The organism is Aeromonas sp. S41-2 (genome assembly GCF_027705845.1).
Taxonomy (GTDB): domain Bacteria; phylum Pseudomonadota; class Gammaproteobacteria; order Enterobacterales; family Aeromonadaceae; genus Aeromonas; species Aeromonas hydrophila.
This window is the reverse complement of record NZ_JAPDCG010000002.1, coordinates 654018-669203: the sequence shown is the minus strand read 5'-3', so window position 1 is coordinate 669203 and position 15186 is coordinate 654018. Positions and strand designations below refer to the sequence as shown.

15 protein-coding genes are annotated in these 15186 nt (G+C 62.5%); 9 read left to right on the top strand and 6 right to left on the bottom strand.

The features are described from left to right. Positions 1-22: 22 nt before the first annotated feature. Genes hybE through hybO form a run of 6 tightly spaced genes read right to left on the bottom strand, consistent with a single transcriptional unit; the run spans position 23 to position 6124 of the window. A complete protein-coding gene (hybE, locus tag OKC44_RS07525) occupies positions 23-571 on the bottom strand; it encodes a hydrogenase-2 assembly chaperone (RefSeq protein ID WP_270811967.1) in 549 nt (182 codons plus the stop codon). Next, on the bottom strand, positions 553-1083 hold the full coding sequence (locus OKC44_RS07520) for a HyaD/HybD family hydrogenase maturation endopeptidase (protein ID WP_270811965.1): 531 nt from the start codon (positions 1081-1083) through the stop codon (positions 553-555). Before OKC44_RS07520 ends, hybE begins: the two co-directional genes overlap by 19 nt. Beyond that, on the bottom strand, positions 1083-2786 hold the full coding sequence (hybC, locus tag OKC44_RS07515) for a hydrogenase 2 large subunit (protein WP_130632195.1): 1704 nt from the start codon (positions 2784-2786) through the stop codon (positions 1083-1085). The genes OKC44_RS07520 and hybC overlap by 1 nt, the downstream gene beginning before the upstream one ends. After that, entirely contained in the window at positions 2783-3970 is a 1188-nt protein-coding gene (gene hybB, locus OKC44_RS07510) for a Ni/Fe-hydrogenase cytochrome b subunit (RefSeq protein WP_016351002.1), read from the bottom strand. The genes hybC and hybB overlap by 4 nt, the downstream gene beginning before the upstream one ends. Further along, a complete protein-coding gene (hybA, locus tag OKC44_RS07505; protein ID WP_270811960.1) occupies positions 3963-4988 on the bottom strand; it encodes a hydrogenase 2 operon protein HybA in 1026 nt (341 codons plus the stop codon). Before hybA ends, hybB begins: the two co-directional genes overlap by 8 nt. Positions 4989-4990: 2 nt before the next feature. Further along, positions 4991-6124 carry a hydrogenase 2 small subunit gene (hybO, locus tag OKC44_RS07500; protein ID WP_011706350.1) on the bottom strand — a complete coding sequence of 378 codons (1134 nt, stop codon included), beginning with the start codon at positions 6122-6124 and terminating at the stop codon, positions 4991-4993. A 721-nt stretch (positions 6125-6845) separates the two neighbouring features. Here hybO and OKC44_RS07495 point away from each other — a divergent pair. The 9 genes from OKC44_RS07495 (at position 6846) to OKC44_RS07455 (ending at position 15081) form a co-directional block, all read left to right on the top strand. After that, positions 6846-7214 carry a response regulator gene (locus OKC44_RS07495; protein WP_043123505.1) on the top strand — a complete coding sequence of 123 codons (369 nt, stop codon included), beginning with the start codon at positions 6846-6848 and terminating at the stop codon, positions 7212-7214. Next, complete coding sequence (locus OKC44_RS07490) at positions 7211-7531, top strand: STAS domain-containing protein (RefSeq protein WP_041217640.1); 321 nt, start codon at positions 7211-7213, stop codon at positions 7529-7531. Before OKC44_RS07495 ends, OKC44_RS07490 begins: the two co-directional genes overlap by 4 nt. Continuing rightward, positions 7518-8090: an Hpt domain-containing protein gene (locus OKC44_RS07485; RefSeq protein WP_270811958.1), complete on the top strand. Its 573-nt coding sequence runs from the start codon at positions 7518-7520 to the stop codon at positions 8088-8090. The genes OKC44_RS07490 and OKC44_RS07485 overlap by 14 nt, the downstream gene beginning before the upstream one ends. Positions 8091-8315: 225 nt before the next feature. Further along, complete coding sequence (locus tag OKC44_RS07480; protein WP_270811955.1) at positions 8316-9674, top strand: chemotaxis protein CheA; 1359 nt, start codon at positions 8316-8318, stop codon at positions 9672-9674. 43 nt (positions 9675-9717) lie between these two features. Beyond that, a complete protein-coding gene (locus tag OKC44_RS07475; RefSeq protein WP_442865707.1) occupies positions 9718-11394 on the top strand; it encodes a methyl-accepting chemotaxis protein in 1677 nt (558 codons plus the stop codon). Positions 11395-11403: 9 nt separating this feature from the next. Continuing rightward, positions 11404-11931, top strand: coding sequence for a chemotaxis protein CheW (locus OKC44_RS07470; protein WP_139393645.1), 528 nt, complete (start codon positions 11404-11406; stop codon positions 11929-11931). Positions 11932-11933: 2 nt separating this feature from the next. After that, the gene (locus tag OKC44_RS07465; RefSeq protein ID WP_270811950.1) at positions 11934-12797 is read left to right on the top strand and encodes a CheR family methyltransferase; all 864 of its coding nucleotides are present in this window, start codon (positions 11934-11936) and stop codon (positions 12795-12797) included. Then, positions 12794-13870 (top strand): protein-glutamate methylesterase/protein-glutamine glutaminase, encoded by a 1077-nt coding sequence (locus OKC44_RS07460; RefSeq protein WP_130632193.1) that lies wholly within the window; start codon positions 12794-12796, stop codon positions 13868-13870. The genes OKC44_RS07465 and OKC44_RS07460 overlap by 4 nt, the downstream gene beginning before the upstream one ends. A 2-nt stretch (positions 13871-13872) precedes the next feature. Then, complete coding sequence (locus OKC44_RS07455; protein WP_270811946.1) at positions 13873-15081, top strand: EAL domain-containing response regulator; 1209 nt, start codon at positions 13873-13875, stop codon at positions 15079-15081. Positions 15082-15186: the final 105 nt, after the last annotated feature.

The window sequence follows — 15186 nt, the reverse complement described above, 5'->3', positions numbered from 1 at the left end:
TAAACCTGATTGCAGATGAGACCTAGCGCTGGGTGTCGCCCAGAGCGTCACCGCGCCGGCCGCTGAACAGGCGGCGCCGGCTCAAGTTCACGCCGCCCTCCCCCTGCTGCACCGGAAGCGAAAGCAACATCTTGAGAGTGCTGCTCACCAGCGCGCGCCCCTCGTCGGCCACCAGATGCGGGTCGATGGGGGACATGAGCGAGCAAGCCAGCAACTGCCCAGCCTCGGGCAACTCCCCCACCATAAAGGTCAGGTTGCCGCAGGGGAGTTGCAGGGCGAGCCGATCGCTGCTGCTGCGCACCGGCCAGAGCTGATCCGGCCCCGGCAACACCACCACGCTCAGCATCCAGGGGGTGAGCACGCAGCCAAGCCACTGCCCTTCAAACAGGGTGCACTCGGCCACGATGGGCATGGCCGGGTGGTAGAACGGCAGGGCCTGCATCTCTTCTCTGGCGATCCGCTCGTACTGGGCTACCAGCAATGGCGCGGGATTCGCGGCAAAACCGGCAAATTCCAGCACCGACTCTTGCGCGGCTTCGTTCACAGCTTCTTTCACAATGGATTGCGCCATACGCCCTCCCGCGCTCGCTCGGCCTTCTCCTGCTCAGAGAGCGGGATGGCCGGAGATCCCAGGCTGGCCAGCAGGGTCAGGATCCGATCCGTCGCCTCCCCCAACGCCGCCGCCACCACCGGAGTGAGGCCGATGCGGGGCTCGAGGGATTCAGGCTCGACCCCGATCAGAGTGAGCCGCCTGGGGGATTCCCCCGTCATGTGCAGCGCCGAGAGCACGTCCGCCAGCCCCAGCTGATGGGGGGAGATCTTGCGGCCGAACAGGGTCGGGATCTCCTCATCTTTCAGGGTCACCACGGTACCCGGCGGATTGCCGCTGCGCACCGCGTCCGCCAGTATGATGTGGTCGCGACTGGCCATCGCTTCGAGCAGCTCCATGCCGGCAGTACCGCCATCGAGCAGCTCGATGCCGGGGGCGAAGCGGTAGTCGCGCTCCAGCCCCTCGACGATACGCACGCCGACGGCCTCATCGCTCAACAGCAGGTTGCCCACGCCCAGGATCAGGGTGTTCATCACAGCACCTTCACCTGAGTTGTTTCACCGCTCTGGGTATCCACCACGTGCACCGCGCAGGACATGCAGGGGTCGAACGAGTGGATGGTGCGCACCACCTCCAGCGGCTTGGCCGGGTCGGCCACCGGGGTGCCCACCAGGGATTGCTCGTAGGGGCCGGGTTCGTCGTTGAAGTTGCGCGGGCCCGAGTTCCAGGTCGATGGCACCACCGCCTGATAGTTCTCGATCTTGCCGCCCTTGATGACGATCCAGTGGGAGAGCATGCCGCGCGGCGCCTCTTCAAAGCCCACCCCGCGAAACTCTTTGTCCGCCGGGATCTCGGTCTTGATGTAGGCGCTGAAATCACCCTTGCCGATGTTGTCGACCAGCGCCTTCCACTGATGGGACAAGGTGTCTTTGAGCACGCAGCAGCGTACCGCCCGGCCGATGATGCGGCCCAGGGTGGAGTGCAGCTGTTCGGTCTTGATGGCCGAACCGGTGAGCGTTTTATAGAGACCGTTCAGCTGATCGAAGTGCGCCACCGTCTCCGGGTGCTTGGCGGCGAGCTTGACCAGAAGGTCTGCGAGCGGCCCCACCTCCACCACCTTGCCGTAGAAGGTGGGGGATTTGACCCAGGAGTACTTGCCGTCATCCTGCCAGCCGGTGTAGTTGGGCTCGGTCTTGCCCTCCCAGGGTTTGAGGGGTTCGTCATCCTTGTACCAGGCGTGCTTGTTGCTCTCGGCGATGCCATCCATCAGCCAGGCATCCTGATGGCTCTCGATGGGGCGATAGCCGGCCAGATCGCCGTTCTCGATGTAGCCACCAGGCATCAGGAAGCTGCCGCCGTCACCGTCGGTGGGCAGCTCCGGCACGCTCAGGTAGTGCTTGGCCCCCTGCCCCAGGTTCAGCCACTCGGGGTAGTGCGCGGCTATGATGGCGGCATCCACCTTGTAGACCTGCTCGATAAACTCGCCGAGCCGGTCGATGAAGCTCTTCACGTAGAGCAGCCGCTCCAGGTTGAGCACGCTCGGCGCATCCAGGTTGATGGGGTTGGCCACGCCGCCCACCGCCAGGTTCTGGATGTGGGGGGTCTTGCCGCCGAGGATGGCGACGATGCGGTTGGCATCGCGCTGGCACTCCAGTGCCTGCAGATAGTGGGCCACGGCGATGAGGTTCACCTCCGGGCTCAGTTTCATCGCCTTGTGGCCCCAGTAGCCGTTGGCAAAGATGCCGAGCTGGCCGCTCGCCACCAGGGCGCGGATCTTGTCCTGCACCTTGGTCAGCTCGTCGGCGCTGTTGAGGGACCAGGTCGATACCCCCTTGAGCAGGTCGGCCGCTTTTTGCGGATTGGCCTGCAGGGCGGCGGTGATGTCCACCCAGTCCAGCGCGGAGAGCTGATAGAAGTGGACGATGTGATCGTGGATGTTGTGGGCCGCAATGATCAGGTTGCGGATGTACTGGGCGTTGACCGGCACCTTGGCGCCGATGGCATTCTCCACCGCCCGCACCGAGGCGATGGCGTGAATGGAGGTGCACACCCCGCAGATGCGCTGCACTATCATCCAGGCATCGCGCGGGTCGTTGCCCTTGACGATCTCCTCCATCCCGCGCCACATGGTGCCGGACGACCAGGCCTTGGTGACGACGCCGCCTTCGATTTCACAGTCGATACGCAGGTGACCCTCGATGCGGGTGATGGGGTCTATGGTGATACGTTGGCTCATACGTTGGCTTTCCCTCGGGCCTGATAATCTTGGTGAACACGTTCAAGTGATGGCAGTACCGGCAGCAGCCGGATCAGCAGCAAATAGGCACACACCTCGATGGCGACGAAGCCCAAGGAGATCAGCACTTCCGCCGCGGAGGGGAAGTAGTGGTAGCCATTGCCGGGGTTGAAGGCGAGCAGGGAGTAGTCCAGTCGCCAGAGGGCGGCGCCCAGCAGCATGCTGAGAGCCCCCAGGAACAACATGCGCGAATCGCGGCGGCTCTTGTCCCAGTGGAACACCAGCAGCGGGAAGATCATCAGCGCGATCTCGCTCCAGAACATCAAGGCGTAGCGATTCCACTGGGAGAGGTACTCCGACTTGTCGTTGATGACGATCTCGGCAAAGCGCAGCGCCACAAACAGGATCAGGAAGATGTCGATCACCTGGGTCAGCTTGTAGAACAGCGGCTTCTCGTTGGGACCGCGTCCCGCTAGCCCCGCCTGCACCAGGGAGCCTTCAAACACCACGATGGAGAAGCCCATGATGAAGGCGGTGAGCAAGGAGAAGACCGGCAGCAACTCGTAGCTCTGCCAGAGCGGATGGATCTTCTCCCCCGCCACTATCATCAGGGATCCCATGGAAGATTGGTGCATGGTAGGCAGCAGGGCCCCCAGCGCCAGGATGAAGAACATGACCTTGTTGATCCGCGCAAGGGAGACCTTCCAGCCGAACTTCTCCATCAGCACGGGGGCAAACTCCAGCGCCATCACCCCGATGTAGATGGTCATGCAGACCGCCGTCTCGAACAGCACCGAAGAGGTGTTGAAGAAACCCGGAATGTAGAAGTAGGGCAGGTTCCAGTAACGGCCGACGTCGATGGTGATGGAAAGTCCACCCAGCGAATAGCCGAACAGGCTGGCCAAGAGCGCCGGTCGCACCAGCGGGTGATACTCGCCCCGGTTGAAGACGTAGACCGCCCAGGCTAGCGCCCAGCCGCCGCAGGCGAAACCGGTGCCGATCAGCAGATCGAACGAGATCCAGAGCCCCCAGGGATAGCCACCGTTCAGATCGGTGACCGAGCCCAGCCCGAAGATCAGGCGTTTGAGGATCAGCATGCCGCACAGGATGACGAACGGCGCCAGCACCATGACCGGCCAGCTGACTAGCCTGCCCCCCAGCGGATGTGCCTTGTGATTACTCATGATCCTTGCCTCCCGATTGCTTGTCATGGCCCGTGTGCGAGTCATGATCGTCGCCATCCTGATGGTCCTTGGTGTTGCGGCGAATGAGCACCGACAGCCCGGTCAGCACCACCAGCGGCAGCACCATCCCCTTGTAGAGGGTGTGCTGGATGTGCTCGGAGCGCGCCCCGGAGGAGAGCTCCGGCAAGTCAGGCATGTCGAGCTTGGTGTAGGGCACCCCGGCCAGCACCAGCACCTGGGTGCCGCCCCCCTCCTTCTCGCCATAGACGTAAGGCTGGTAGTTGGGCACCTCGTGCAGGTAGGGATCGTTGGCGCTGAAGGTCTGGCGCGGGTAGGCATATTCGCTGCCCGGGGTGGCCAGCAGCCGGCGCTTGGCCTCGGCCATCAGCGCCTCCCGGGTGCCGAAGATGACGGCGCCGGTGGGACACACCTCGACGCAGCCGGGCAACTTGCCCTGATCGATGCGCTCAAGCCCTTTCTGGTTGCAGAGCTCGCACTTGTGGATCGCCCCGAACGGGTTGTCGTAGTCATATTTGGGCACGTCGAACGGGCAGCCCACCATGCAGTAGCGGCAGCCGGTGCAGACGTCCGGGTCGTAATGGACGATGCCGGTCTTGGGATCCTTGGTCAGCGCCTGCACCGGGCAGACGGAGACGCAGTTGGGATCGACGCAGTGCATGCACTGCTTCTTGATGTAGGCATAGCCATCCACCAGCTGATCCTTGTGCTCACCCGTGCCGCTCTTCCACACCTGAATGATGTTGTTGGTGTAGGGGCTCAGCTTGTCGTTGTTGGACCAGGTCGCGTCCCCGGCCGGATTGGCCGGGTTGCCGTTGAGGCGCTGACACTCCGCCACGCAGGCCTGACAGCCGATGCAGAGAGTGGAGTCGTAGAGCATGCCGAGGGCGCCGGGAATGGGCGGCTTGTTCTCGGCCGCCGCCAGGGCAGTGCCGGAGACGGTGGTGCCCGCCGCCAGCGCACCGACGGAGGCGAATTTGAGGAAATTTCGTCTGTTCACGGTCACTCCTCCCGTGAGGTGTGCTGCCCGGCTTCATGGCGCTTCTGCTGGCGACCGAGCTCGCGCACCGTCATCAGACTCACCCCGACCAGCACCCCGAGCGCCCCACCGATGAGGCCGGTGGCGGTGGGCGACATGTGTCCTCCCTCCTGGATGGCCACGTCGGGCTTGTTCACCCGCGGGGTGGGATTCTCCACCTTGGCGAGCTGGAAGATCCCCTTGCTGAAACCCACGCCCTGCTCGTTGCAGCCGTAGCAGGGGTGGCCGATGCCCACCGGCCAGATGCCGCCGCCCACGTCGCAGAACTCCAGGGTCGAGCAGTTGCCGTAGGTCTCCGGCCCCTTGCAGCCAAGATGGTAGAGACACCAGCCCTGACGGTGGCCCTCGTCGCCGAACTCCTTGGCGAAGCGGCCGGCATCGAAGTGCGGACGGCGCTCGCAGTTTTCATGGATCAGCCGTTCATAGGCAAACAGCGGCCGCTTCTTGGCATCGAGCGCCGGCAGCTTGCCGTAGGTGATGTAGTAGGCGACCGTGGTGAGGAAGTTGTGGGGGTTGGGCGGGCAGCCCGGGATATTGATAATCGGCGTGCCGAGGTTGCCGAGGGCCTCTTCCAGGCTGACGGCACCGGTCGGGTTGCCGCCGCTGGCAGGCACCCCGCCCCAGGCGGCGCAGGAGCCGATGGCGATGACGGCAGCCGCATCGGCAGCCGCGCGGCGAATATGGTCGACGATGGGTTCACCGGCCACCATGCAGTAGATGCCGCCATCCTTGAGCGGGATGGAACCATCCACCACCAGCACATACTTGCCCTTGTAGCGTTCGATGGCATTGTGCTTGTTCTCTTCGGCCTGATGCCCGAAGGCCGCCGAGAGCACCTCGTGGTACTCCAGCGAAATGGTGTTGAGGATCAGGTTCTCGATGGTGGGGTGGGTGGCGCGCAGCAGCGACTCGGTGCAACCGGTACACTCCTGCGCCCCTATCCAGATCACCGGTGGCCGCTCGGGGCTGGTGAGCGCGGTGGCCATCTTGGCCACGGCATGCTGGCTTAATCCAAGGGTTGCGGCCATCCCGGCGCACAATTTCATAAAGTCACGGCGATTAATTCCATGAGCCGATAAAAAAGTATCCTCGACCATTCTTTTTATTCCCGTAGTGAGCACTTGTTTGATAAATGCTTAATAGCGGAAATGCTAAGTACTCCCCCCCTGCCCCGCGTTGATCTCCATCAAGTGACGGAACATTATTCAAATAGAAAACTCATCAGCATGGATTTAAAAATTTCATATGTAGCATAGACTTAGAAAGCATAGCGCCAACCACTAAAATACCCACTAGGGGGTATTTTAGTGTGTTAATGAATTTAATTCATTTAAATTACCCGTTAATTCGTGATGTTAAATAATCAGAATGAAAGCGTTGTCACACTATTTGACCCGGTCTTTATGTTACCAGCCATAGGCTATTTTACCTCGCCGAAAGTGGCTGATAATATATACCTTTATATTTGTATGATTATATGTGAACAAGTGGAATGGACGTGCGAACGATATTTATTATCAGCCTCTCAAATAGGCTCCTCTACCTATTTCAAGAAATATCTCCCTTGCTTGATTAATTAACTGTCATCAACAGGGTATCTGCATTTCCCCCTCTTGCGATAGGTGGCCAGACCCCTCCTTCCCGGCCCGGCGGCGCCACCTGGCCCGTACAACTGGCGCCATTTGTCTCTATTAGTCAGTGATGACATAAAAATCTCTCCAACATCAAGCTGTTGAACAACAATTATCACTGAGCCCTGTGCGAGCTCTGCCCTTGGCGCTAAGGGCAAGGAACCCATGAAGTCGATGAGGATGACCGATGAGCAAAACCATACTGGTGGTGGATGATTCCGTGGGGATCAGGGCGGCCATCACCATGACGCTCAGCAGCGCCGGTTTTGAGGTGATTGAGGCCGGCGACGGCGAAGCCGCCCTCATCGAACTGGATCAGCGGCGGGTACACCTCATCATCTCCGATCTCAACATGCCCGGCATGGATGGCATGACCCTGCTAAGACGGGTCAAGGCCCAGCAGACTACCCGCTACCTCCCCTTCATCATGCTGACCACCGAAGACTCCGAGCAGATCAAGCGGGAAGGATTCGAGGCCGGCGCCCGGATCTGGCTCACCAAGCCGTTCGAACCGCTCAAGCTGCTGGACGATGTCTGCAAGGTGGTGCAGCCATGAGCCTGGCGATCGACACCCGACAAACGCCGGTGACCGCCACCCTGAGCGGCGAGCTCAGCGTCATCACACTGGGGGATCTGCAGGATGATCTGTTCGGCCTGCTCAATTTCTCGGTATTGACGCTGGATCTCACCCCGCTGGAGATGCTCGATGGCTGCGGTGCCCAGCTCATCGCCATCCTGCAGCAGGAGGCCGGCCAGCAGGGCAAGCAGCTGCGCCTCGAGGCCGCTGAAGGCAGCCAGGCCCGCCATGTCTTGAGCCTGATGGGATTGTGGCCAGCCGACCATGGGGAGGGCCGCGCGGATGGATATCAATAAGGCCCGCGCCCTCTTCTTCGAGGAGGCCTACGAGCAGTGCGACAATCTGGAACACGCCCTGCTGGATCGCGACACCTATCCGGCCAACCCCGACACCTACAACCTGATGTTTCGCACCGCCCACACCATCAAGGGCTCGGCCGGCATGCTGGGGCTGGCCATGCTGGTGCGCTTCGCCCACGCCATGGAGAACATGCTGGAGCGGCTGCGCAGCGGCGAGATCGCGCTGGACGAACACCTCATCAACCTGCTGCTGGCCTGCAACGATCAACTGCGCGACCTGCTGCAGGGGGCCGAACACAACCCCGAGCTGCAACAGACCGAGACCCAGCAGATCCTGGCCCTGCTCTCCCAGTTGCAAGGGCACCAGACCCTGCCCAGCCAACCGCTGATCATGCCGGCTCCCGCACCGGTCAATCAGACGGATCGGCGTGCCTGGCACCTCTCCCTGCGCTTTTATCCCGCCCTCTATCAGGACGGTTTCGATCTGCTGGCCTTCATTCGCTACCTCGGCAACCTGGGGGAAATCCGCGTCATCCAGCCGGTCTGGCAGGAGTGACCCCCGCTGCAACTGCTCGATGCCACCGAGTGTTTCCTCGGCTACGAGATTGGCCTGCTCAGCGCCGAACCGGCCGAGCGGATCCGGAGTACCTTTGATTTCGTTGCCCACGCCAGTCTTATCTGCCTGCTCAGCCCCCATCAGGATCTGACGCAGTTTTCAGAACAGGGGCAAAAGCTGGCGGCCTGGCGCAATGAGCCGCTCGCGGCCCAGCTGCAGCGCTGGGTGCAAGTCGGCGCGCTGAGCGAAGCGGAAGCGGCCTGTATCGCGCGGGGCGAACTGACGCCCGGCGCGGCAAGCGCCGAACCGGTCCCCGTGGCTACCACCCACTCAGCCCCCCCGCCGCAGGAGGCCCCCCAACAACAGACCAGACCCGCACCGCTGCGGGCGGAGGGGCACTACATCCGCATCGAGGCGGCCAAGCTCGATCGGCTGATCAATCGGGTCGGCGAGCTGGTGATCGCCACCTCGGCCACCACCCTGCAGGCGAGGATGAGGGGCGATGCGGAGCTCATCGAATCAGTCGCCATCGTCAACACCCTGGTGGAAGGGATCCGCGACGACGCACTCACCCTGCGCATGGTGCCCATCAACGAGATCTTCAATCGCTTCCCGCGATTGGTGCACGAACTCTCCCAACAGACCGGCAAGGCGATCCAGCTGCAGATCCGCAACGCCGATACCGACATCGACAAGTCGATGGTCGAGAAGCTGACCGACCCCCTGATGCACCTGGTGCGCAACGCCGCCGATCATGGCCTCGAAGAGCAACAGGCTCGGCTCGCCGCCGGCAAGCCGGCGCAGGGAACCATCACCCTCAACGCCTATCACGACGCCGGCGCCGTGGTAGTGGAGGTCAGCGATGACGGCCGCGGCATCGACCGCGACAAGATCCTCGCCAAGGCCCATGGCCAGGGCCTGCTGCCGGAAGGCAAGGTATTGAGTGAACAGGAGATCTTTCAACTGCTGTTTCTGCCCGGCTTCTCGACGGCGAGCGATGTCAGCGATCTCTCCGGGCGAGGGGTCGGGCTCGACGTGGTCAAGCGCAATCTGGAGTTTCTGCGCGGCGAAACCACCATCGACAGCCGGCTGGGGCTGGGCACCACCTTCAGGCTGAGACTGCCGCTCACCCTGGCCATCATCGACGGTTTTCGCATCGAGGTGGATCACGCCTCCCTGGTGATCCCCCTCGACATGATGGTCGAGTGCATCGATCTGCCGCCGGATGCCCTGCTCACCCCGGCCCGCCAGATCAACGTGCGCGGCGAGTGGGTGCCCTTCATCGTCCTGCGCGAGCTGTTTGCCCTGCCCCCTGCCGACGAACCCGAATTCGTGGTGATGGTGGACTATGCCGACCATCGTGCCGGCATCGTGGTGGATCGCCTGATTGGCGAGGTGCAGGCCGTCATCAAGCCGCTCGGCGAGCTGTTCAAGTCCCTGCGCTACGTGAGCGGTTCCACCATTCTTGGCAACGGTCAGCCGGCGCTCATCCTCGACGTCCCCCAGCTCATCCAGCTGGCCTGGCGGCGGGAACAACATGCGCTCCGGCAACAGGCCGATGCCCTTTACAGCCTCAGAGATTGACCACAAACCTTAAGCACATCAACGGAATTGACGGAGTCAGACCATGGACTGGTTTCACAACTTGCAAGTCAGAACAAAGCTGGTGTTCTCGTTCTCCATCCTCATGGTGCTGCTGGTGGTGTTGTCGCTCACCAGCTACTACTCCACCAGGACCATGGTGCAGCTGGTCAGCAACATGCACGCCAACCAGCTGTTGCCGATCAAGGACATCGCCAACGCCAACATCTATGCGGTCTACCAGAACCGGGCCCTCTATCGCTACATCGGCGAGATCGACCCGGATCTCAAGGCTCAGGCGTTGGTCAATGTCGACAAGTTCGAGAAGGGGATGTGGGATTTTCTGGCCAGCTACCGCAAGACCTATCTCACCCAGCGGGAGGTGGACCTGCTGACCCGCTTCGATCAGGCCTGGACTACTTACAAGCAGTACGCCAGCGAGATCCTGAAGCTGGCTCAGACACCGGGCCAGGATGGGGAGCCCGAGCGCAACGCCTTTCGGCTGATGGGGGACAAGGGGCGCCCCGCCTTCGACATCGCCGATGCCCTGCTGAGCGATCTGGTCAAGGTGAATGCCGAGCTGGCCACCCAATCCATGGATGAGAGCCAGAACATCTATCAGGACAACCTGCAGATCCTCATCGCCATCGCCAGTGCCGCCTTTCTCATCTGCCTCATCCTGGCCCTGCTGGTGACCCGCAGTATATTGCGCCAGCTGGGGGGCGACCCTTCCTACACGGTGCAGGTGGTGGCCCGGGTCGCCGAGGGGGATCTCTCCACCCCGGTGCTGCTCAAGGCCGACGACACCTCGAGCCTGCTCTATGCAATCAAGAGCATGGCCCACCGCCTCTCCGACACCCTCAACGAGGTGGGCGCCATGTCGGAAGCCATCGGCTCCGCCTCCGAGCAGGTGGCCGCCACCGCCAATGCCCTCTCCCAGACCTCTTCCGAGCTTGCCTCCAGCGTCGAGCAGACCAGTGCCTCGGTCGAGGAGATGACCGCCACCGTCAGCCAGAATGCCGACAATGCCAAGGTGACCGAGAACATCTCCACCCGGGCGGCCAGCAGCGCCACCGAAAGCGGCAAGGCGGTCGGCGAGATGGTGCACGCCATGAAGGAGATAGCGTCGCGCATCACCGTCATCAACGACATCGCCAACAAGACCGACCTGCTGGCCATCAATGCCGCCATCGAGGCGGCCCGCGCCGGCGAGCACGGCAAGGGCTTTGCCACCGTCGCCGCCGAGGTGCGCAAACTGGCCGAACGCTCCCAGACTGCCGCCAAGGAGATTGGTGAACTGGCCGGGCGCTCGGTCAGCGTCGCCGAGCAGGCGGGATCCTTGCTGCGTGAAATGCTGCCCGGCATCGATCAGACCGCCACCCTGGTGCAGGAGATCGCCTCCGCCTCCCGCGAGCAGCGGGCCAGCGTCTCCCAGATCAACATCGCCGTGACCCAGATAAGCGACGGCATGCAGGCCTCGGCCGCTTCGGCGGAAGAACTGAGCTCCACTTCGGAAGAGCTGAGCTCCACCGCCCTGCAGTTGCAGGAGCTGATGCAGCAGTTCACCCTGCGCGGCGGCAACACCCGCCAGCCCTATACCCCGCACGGCGGTGCCCATGTCATCCGGCGCAGCAAGCCGAAGTCCGCATTCTCCCGCCCCTACCCTTTTCATGAAGAGGATCTGGAGCGAGAGATAGACGATGGCAAGTTCACCAACTACTAGGAGCCGGCGATGAGAGACAAGCTTGCCCCTGATACCAGCGCCCACTTTCACTGCGTCACCTTCATGCTGGGCGGCGAACTGTACGGCATCGACATCGGCTGCATTCGCGAGATCATCGAGTTCGAGGGGATGACCCCGGTGCCCATGATGCCGCGCTTCGTGCGAGGCATCATCAACCTGCGCGGCGCCGTGGTGCCAGTGATCGACCTCTCCATCCGTTTCGGCCGGGGCCAGACCCTGCTGCAGCCCACCACCTGCGTCGCCATCCTCTCCCTGCCCAACAGCACCGGCGAGGAGCAGGAGATCGGCATGCTGCTGGATGCGGTCTGCGAGGTGCTGGAGATCCGCAGCGACGCCATCGAACCGGCCCCCACCTTCGGCACCCACATCCGCGGCGACTTCATTCAGGGGGTGGTCACCATCGATCAGCAGTTTGCCATCCTGCTCGACATGCACAGGGCCCTCTCCATCGCCGAGCTGAGCGCCATGGCCGAGGCGGCCACCGAGCAGCAGTTCTCTGCGGAACAGGGCGGCTGACCATGGTGGCGCCCCCCTTCACCGCCGAACTCACCCCGACTCTCAGCCAGAGCGAGTTCGATCTGTTTCGCCGCTTCATCCTGAATTCGGCCGGCATCGATCTTGCCCCCTGCAAGCGGGCGCTGGTGCAATCCCGGCTCGCCAAGCGGCTGCGGGCGCTGCACCTCACCAGCTACCACTCCTACTGGGAGCGGATCAATCAGTCCGTCGATCCCCACGAGCGGCAGCTCGCCATCAACCTGCTCTCCACCAACGAGACCTATTTCTTTCGCGAATCCCAGCACTTCAGCTGGCTCAAGCAGCATGCCGAACAACTGCTTGCCACTCGCCGCCAGCCGCTGCGGATCTGGTCCGCCGCCTGCTCCACCGGGGAAGAGGCCTACTCCGCCGCCATGGTGCTGGCCGAACAGCTCGGCATCAACGATCGCTGGAGCATCCACGGCACCGACATCAACACCCGGGTCATCCCCTTTGCCCGCCGCGCCGTCTACTCGGTCGAGCGGGCCCAGCACGTGCCACCCCATCTGTGGCTGCGCTATTTTCAGCGCGGCCATGACGAGTTCGCCGGCAAGATCCGGGTCAAACCGGAGCTGGCCGGCAAGGTCACCTTTGCCAACCTCAACCTGCTGACATGCGGCGATTATCCGGAGCGCAACTTCGACGTCATCTTCCTGCGCAACGTGCTCATCTACTTCAATGACGAGACCAAGGCCCAGGTACTGACGCAGCTCTGCAACCTGTTGCGCCCGGACGGCTACCTGCTGGTCGGCCACTCCGAGATCATCCGCCAGCAGGATCTGCCGCTGGTGCAGGAGGCCCCCTCCCGCTACCGCTGCCTGCCCCTTCAGCCCAAGGAGCTGCCATGACCATACGGGTGCTTATCGTCGACGACTCGGCCCTGGTACGAGAGGTACTGACCCAGATGCTGAGCAAGGCGGAAGATATCGAGGTGATCGGCGCTGCCTTCGATCCCATCTTCGCCATGCAACAGATGAAGAAGTGCTGGCCCGACGTCATCATCCTCGACATCGAGATGCCGCGCATGGACGGCCTCACCTTCCTCAAGAAGATCATGGCCGAGCACCCCACCCCGGTCATCATCTGCTCCTCCCTCACCGAAGAGGGGGCCATGATCACCCTGGAGGCGATGTCGGCGGGGGCCATCTCCATCGTCACCAAGCCCAGCGTCGGCATCAAGAGCTTCCTGCAGCAGTCCGCCAACGACTTCATCCAGGAGATCCGGGGCGCCGTCGGCGCCAAGCTGCGCAATCTGCTGCCCGGTGCCGCCCCGCTGCCGGTCACCCCGAGGCACAATGCCGACGAGGTACTCTCCCCGCCGGCGGAGCGGATCTCCTTTCGCACCACCGAGAAGATAGTTGCGCTCGGCACCTCCACCGGTGGCACCCAGGCGCTGGAGTATCTGCTCTCCCGCCTGCCCGCCACCTGCCCGGGGATCGCCATCGTCCAGCACATGCCGGCCCGCTTCACCGCCTCCTTTGCCGAGCGGCTCAACGGCCTCTCCCAGCTGGAGGTGAAAGAGGCCGAGACCGGCGATCGCCTGCTGCCCGGGGTCGCCATCATAGCGCCGGGGGGCAAGCACCTGCTGATCCAGCGCAGTGGCACCCAGTATCTGGCGGAAGTCAAAGAGGGGCCGCCGGTCTCCCGTCACTGCCCCTCGGTGGACGTGCTGTTTCGCTCGGTGGCGGTGAGTGCGGGGCGCAACGCCCTCGGCGTCATCATGACCGGCATGGGGGATGACGGCGCCCGCGGCATGCGGGAGCTGCACGACACGGGCGCTCGCACCATTGCCCAGGATGAAGCCAGTTGCGTGGTGTTCGGCATGCCCAAAGAGGCCATAGCCCACGGCGGAGTGGATGAAGTCATGTCCCTCACCCACATTACCCAGACGCTCAGCCGTCCGGATCTACGAGGCGTGTAATTATGTCATTGGAAAAATGGCAAGGCCGCAGTGCCATGGTGGTGGATGACTCCCGCACCCAGCAGTACGAAGTGACCTGTCTGCTGCAGGAGCTGGGGTTCGGCCAGATCCACGTTGCCCATGATGGCCAGGATGCCCTGAACAAACTGCAGCAGCTCGAGCGCATCGATCTGCTGCTGACCGACCTCAACATGCCCGGCATGGACGGAGTCGAGCTCATCAGCAACCTGGAGAAGAATACCCACTACCGGATGTTCGTGGCCGTGATGAGCGGGGTGGAGCGGGACGTGCTGGACGTGATCCACGCCATCGCCGATGCCAGCACTCTGGAGGTGATCGGCGTGCTGTCAAAACCGCTGCGACAAAGCGATCTGCGCAACATGCTGCAGCATTGCGATCCGCTGGCGCACAGGGAAAACAAGAAGTGGATGCAGCTCACCTTCACCGCCGAGGATGTACAGCAGGCGCTGGACAACCGCCAGCTGATCCCCTTTCTGCAGCCCAAGGTGCTGATGGCGGACGCCAGTCTCTACGGCTTCGAGGCGCTGGTGCGCTGGATCCACCCCGAGCACGGGGTCATTCCCCCTATCTGCTTCGTTCACCACCTGGAAGAGGGGCAGCTGGCACTCGATTTCTTCTACCAGTTTCTGCACGCCACCTGCGAGGCACTCACCATCCTGGGCCCACTGTCCGAGCACCCCACCTGCTCCATCAACATGCCGGTCAGCCTGCTGCTGACGGACAAACTGGTCGAGAACATGATTGCCATCGTGCAGGCCCATCAACTGCCCTGCAGCGCCATCATCATCGAAGTCACCGAGACCACCTTCATGTCCAACCTCGCCATGTCGCTGGGCACCCTGGCACGATTGAGACTGCGGGGATTTGGCATCGCAATGGATGATTATGGCACCGGCTACTCCTCCATGAAGCAGCTATCTCGCTGCCCTTTCACCGAGATCAAGATTGACAAGGAATTCGTGCACGACGCCCATAGCAGCCCCAAGAAGCTGGCTATATTGACCTCAGCGATCGTCATGAGCCAGAAGCTCAACCTCAAGACGGTCGCCGAGGGAGTGGAGACCGAAGAGGACTGGAAGCAGCTGGCACTGCTCGGCTGCGAGCTGGCGCAAGGCTATTACATCAGCCGACCGCTGCCGGTCGATCAGATTGAAAAATGGTTTGCCGAATGGCAGGCCAGAGCGACCTGAATCGTGTCCCTTTGCGCTATTGAGGAACCCCGCTCTGAGAGGGCGGGATAACAACAACACCGGCAGTATCGACATCGCTGCATGGACGCTTGAAACAAGCATGAG

Coding starts and splice junctions, on each gene's coding strand:
- hybB (WP_016351002.1), bottom strand. CDS start 3,970: ATGAGTAATCACAAGGCACATCCGCTGGGGGGCAGGCTAGTCAGCTGG.
- OKC44_RS07455 (WP_270811946.1), top strand. CDS start 13,873: ATGTCATTGGAAAAATGGCAAGGCCGCAGTGCCATGGTGGTGGATGAC.
- OKC44_RS07475 (WP_442865707.1), top strand. CDS start 9,718: ATGGACTGGTTTCACAACTTGCAAGTCAGAACAAAGCTGGTGTTCTCG.
- OKC44_RS07495 (WP_043123505.1), top strand. CDS start 6,846: ATGAGCAAAACCATACTGGTGGTGGATGATTCCGTGGGGATCAGGGCG.
- OKC44_RS07460 (WP_130632193.1), top strand. CDS start 12,794: ATGACCATACGGGTGCTTATCGTCGACGACTCGGCCCTGGTACGAGAG.
- OKC44_RS07470 (WP_139393645.1), top strand. CDS start 11,404: ATGAGAGACAAGCTTGCCCCTGATACCAGCGCCCACTTTCACTGCGTC.
- hybE (WP_270811967.1), bottom strand. CDS start 571: ATGGCGCAATCCATTGTGAAAGAAGCTGTGAACGAAGCCGCGCAAGAG.
- OKC44_RS07520 (WP_270811965.1), bottom strand. CDS start 1,083: ATGAACACCCTGATCCTGGGCGTGGGCAACCTGCTGTTGAGCGATGAG.
- hybC (WP_130632195.1), bottom strand. CDS start 2,786: ATGAGCCAACGTATCACCATAGACCCCATCACCCGCATCGAGGGTCAC.
- OKC44_RS07465 (WP_270811950.1), top strand. CDS start 11,934: ATGGTGGCGCCCCCCTTCACCGCCGAACTCACCCCGACTCTCAGCCAG.
- hybO (WP_011706350.1), bottom strand. CDS start 6,124: ATGGTCGAGGATACTTTTTTATCGGCTCATGGAATTAATCGCCGTGAC.
- OKC44_RS07490 (WP_041217640.1), top strand. CDS start 7,211: ATGAGCCTGGCGATCGACACCCGACAAACGCCGGTGACCGCCACCCTG.
- OKC44_RS07485 (WP_270811958.1), top strand. CDS start 7,518: ATGGATATCAATAAGGCCCGCGCCCTCTTCTTCGAGGAGGCCTACGAG.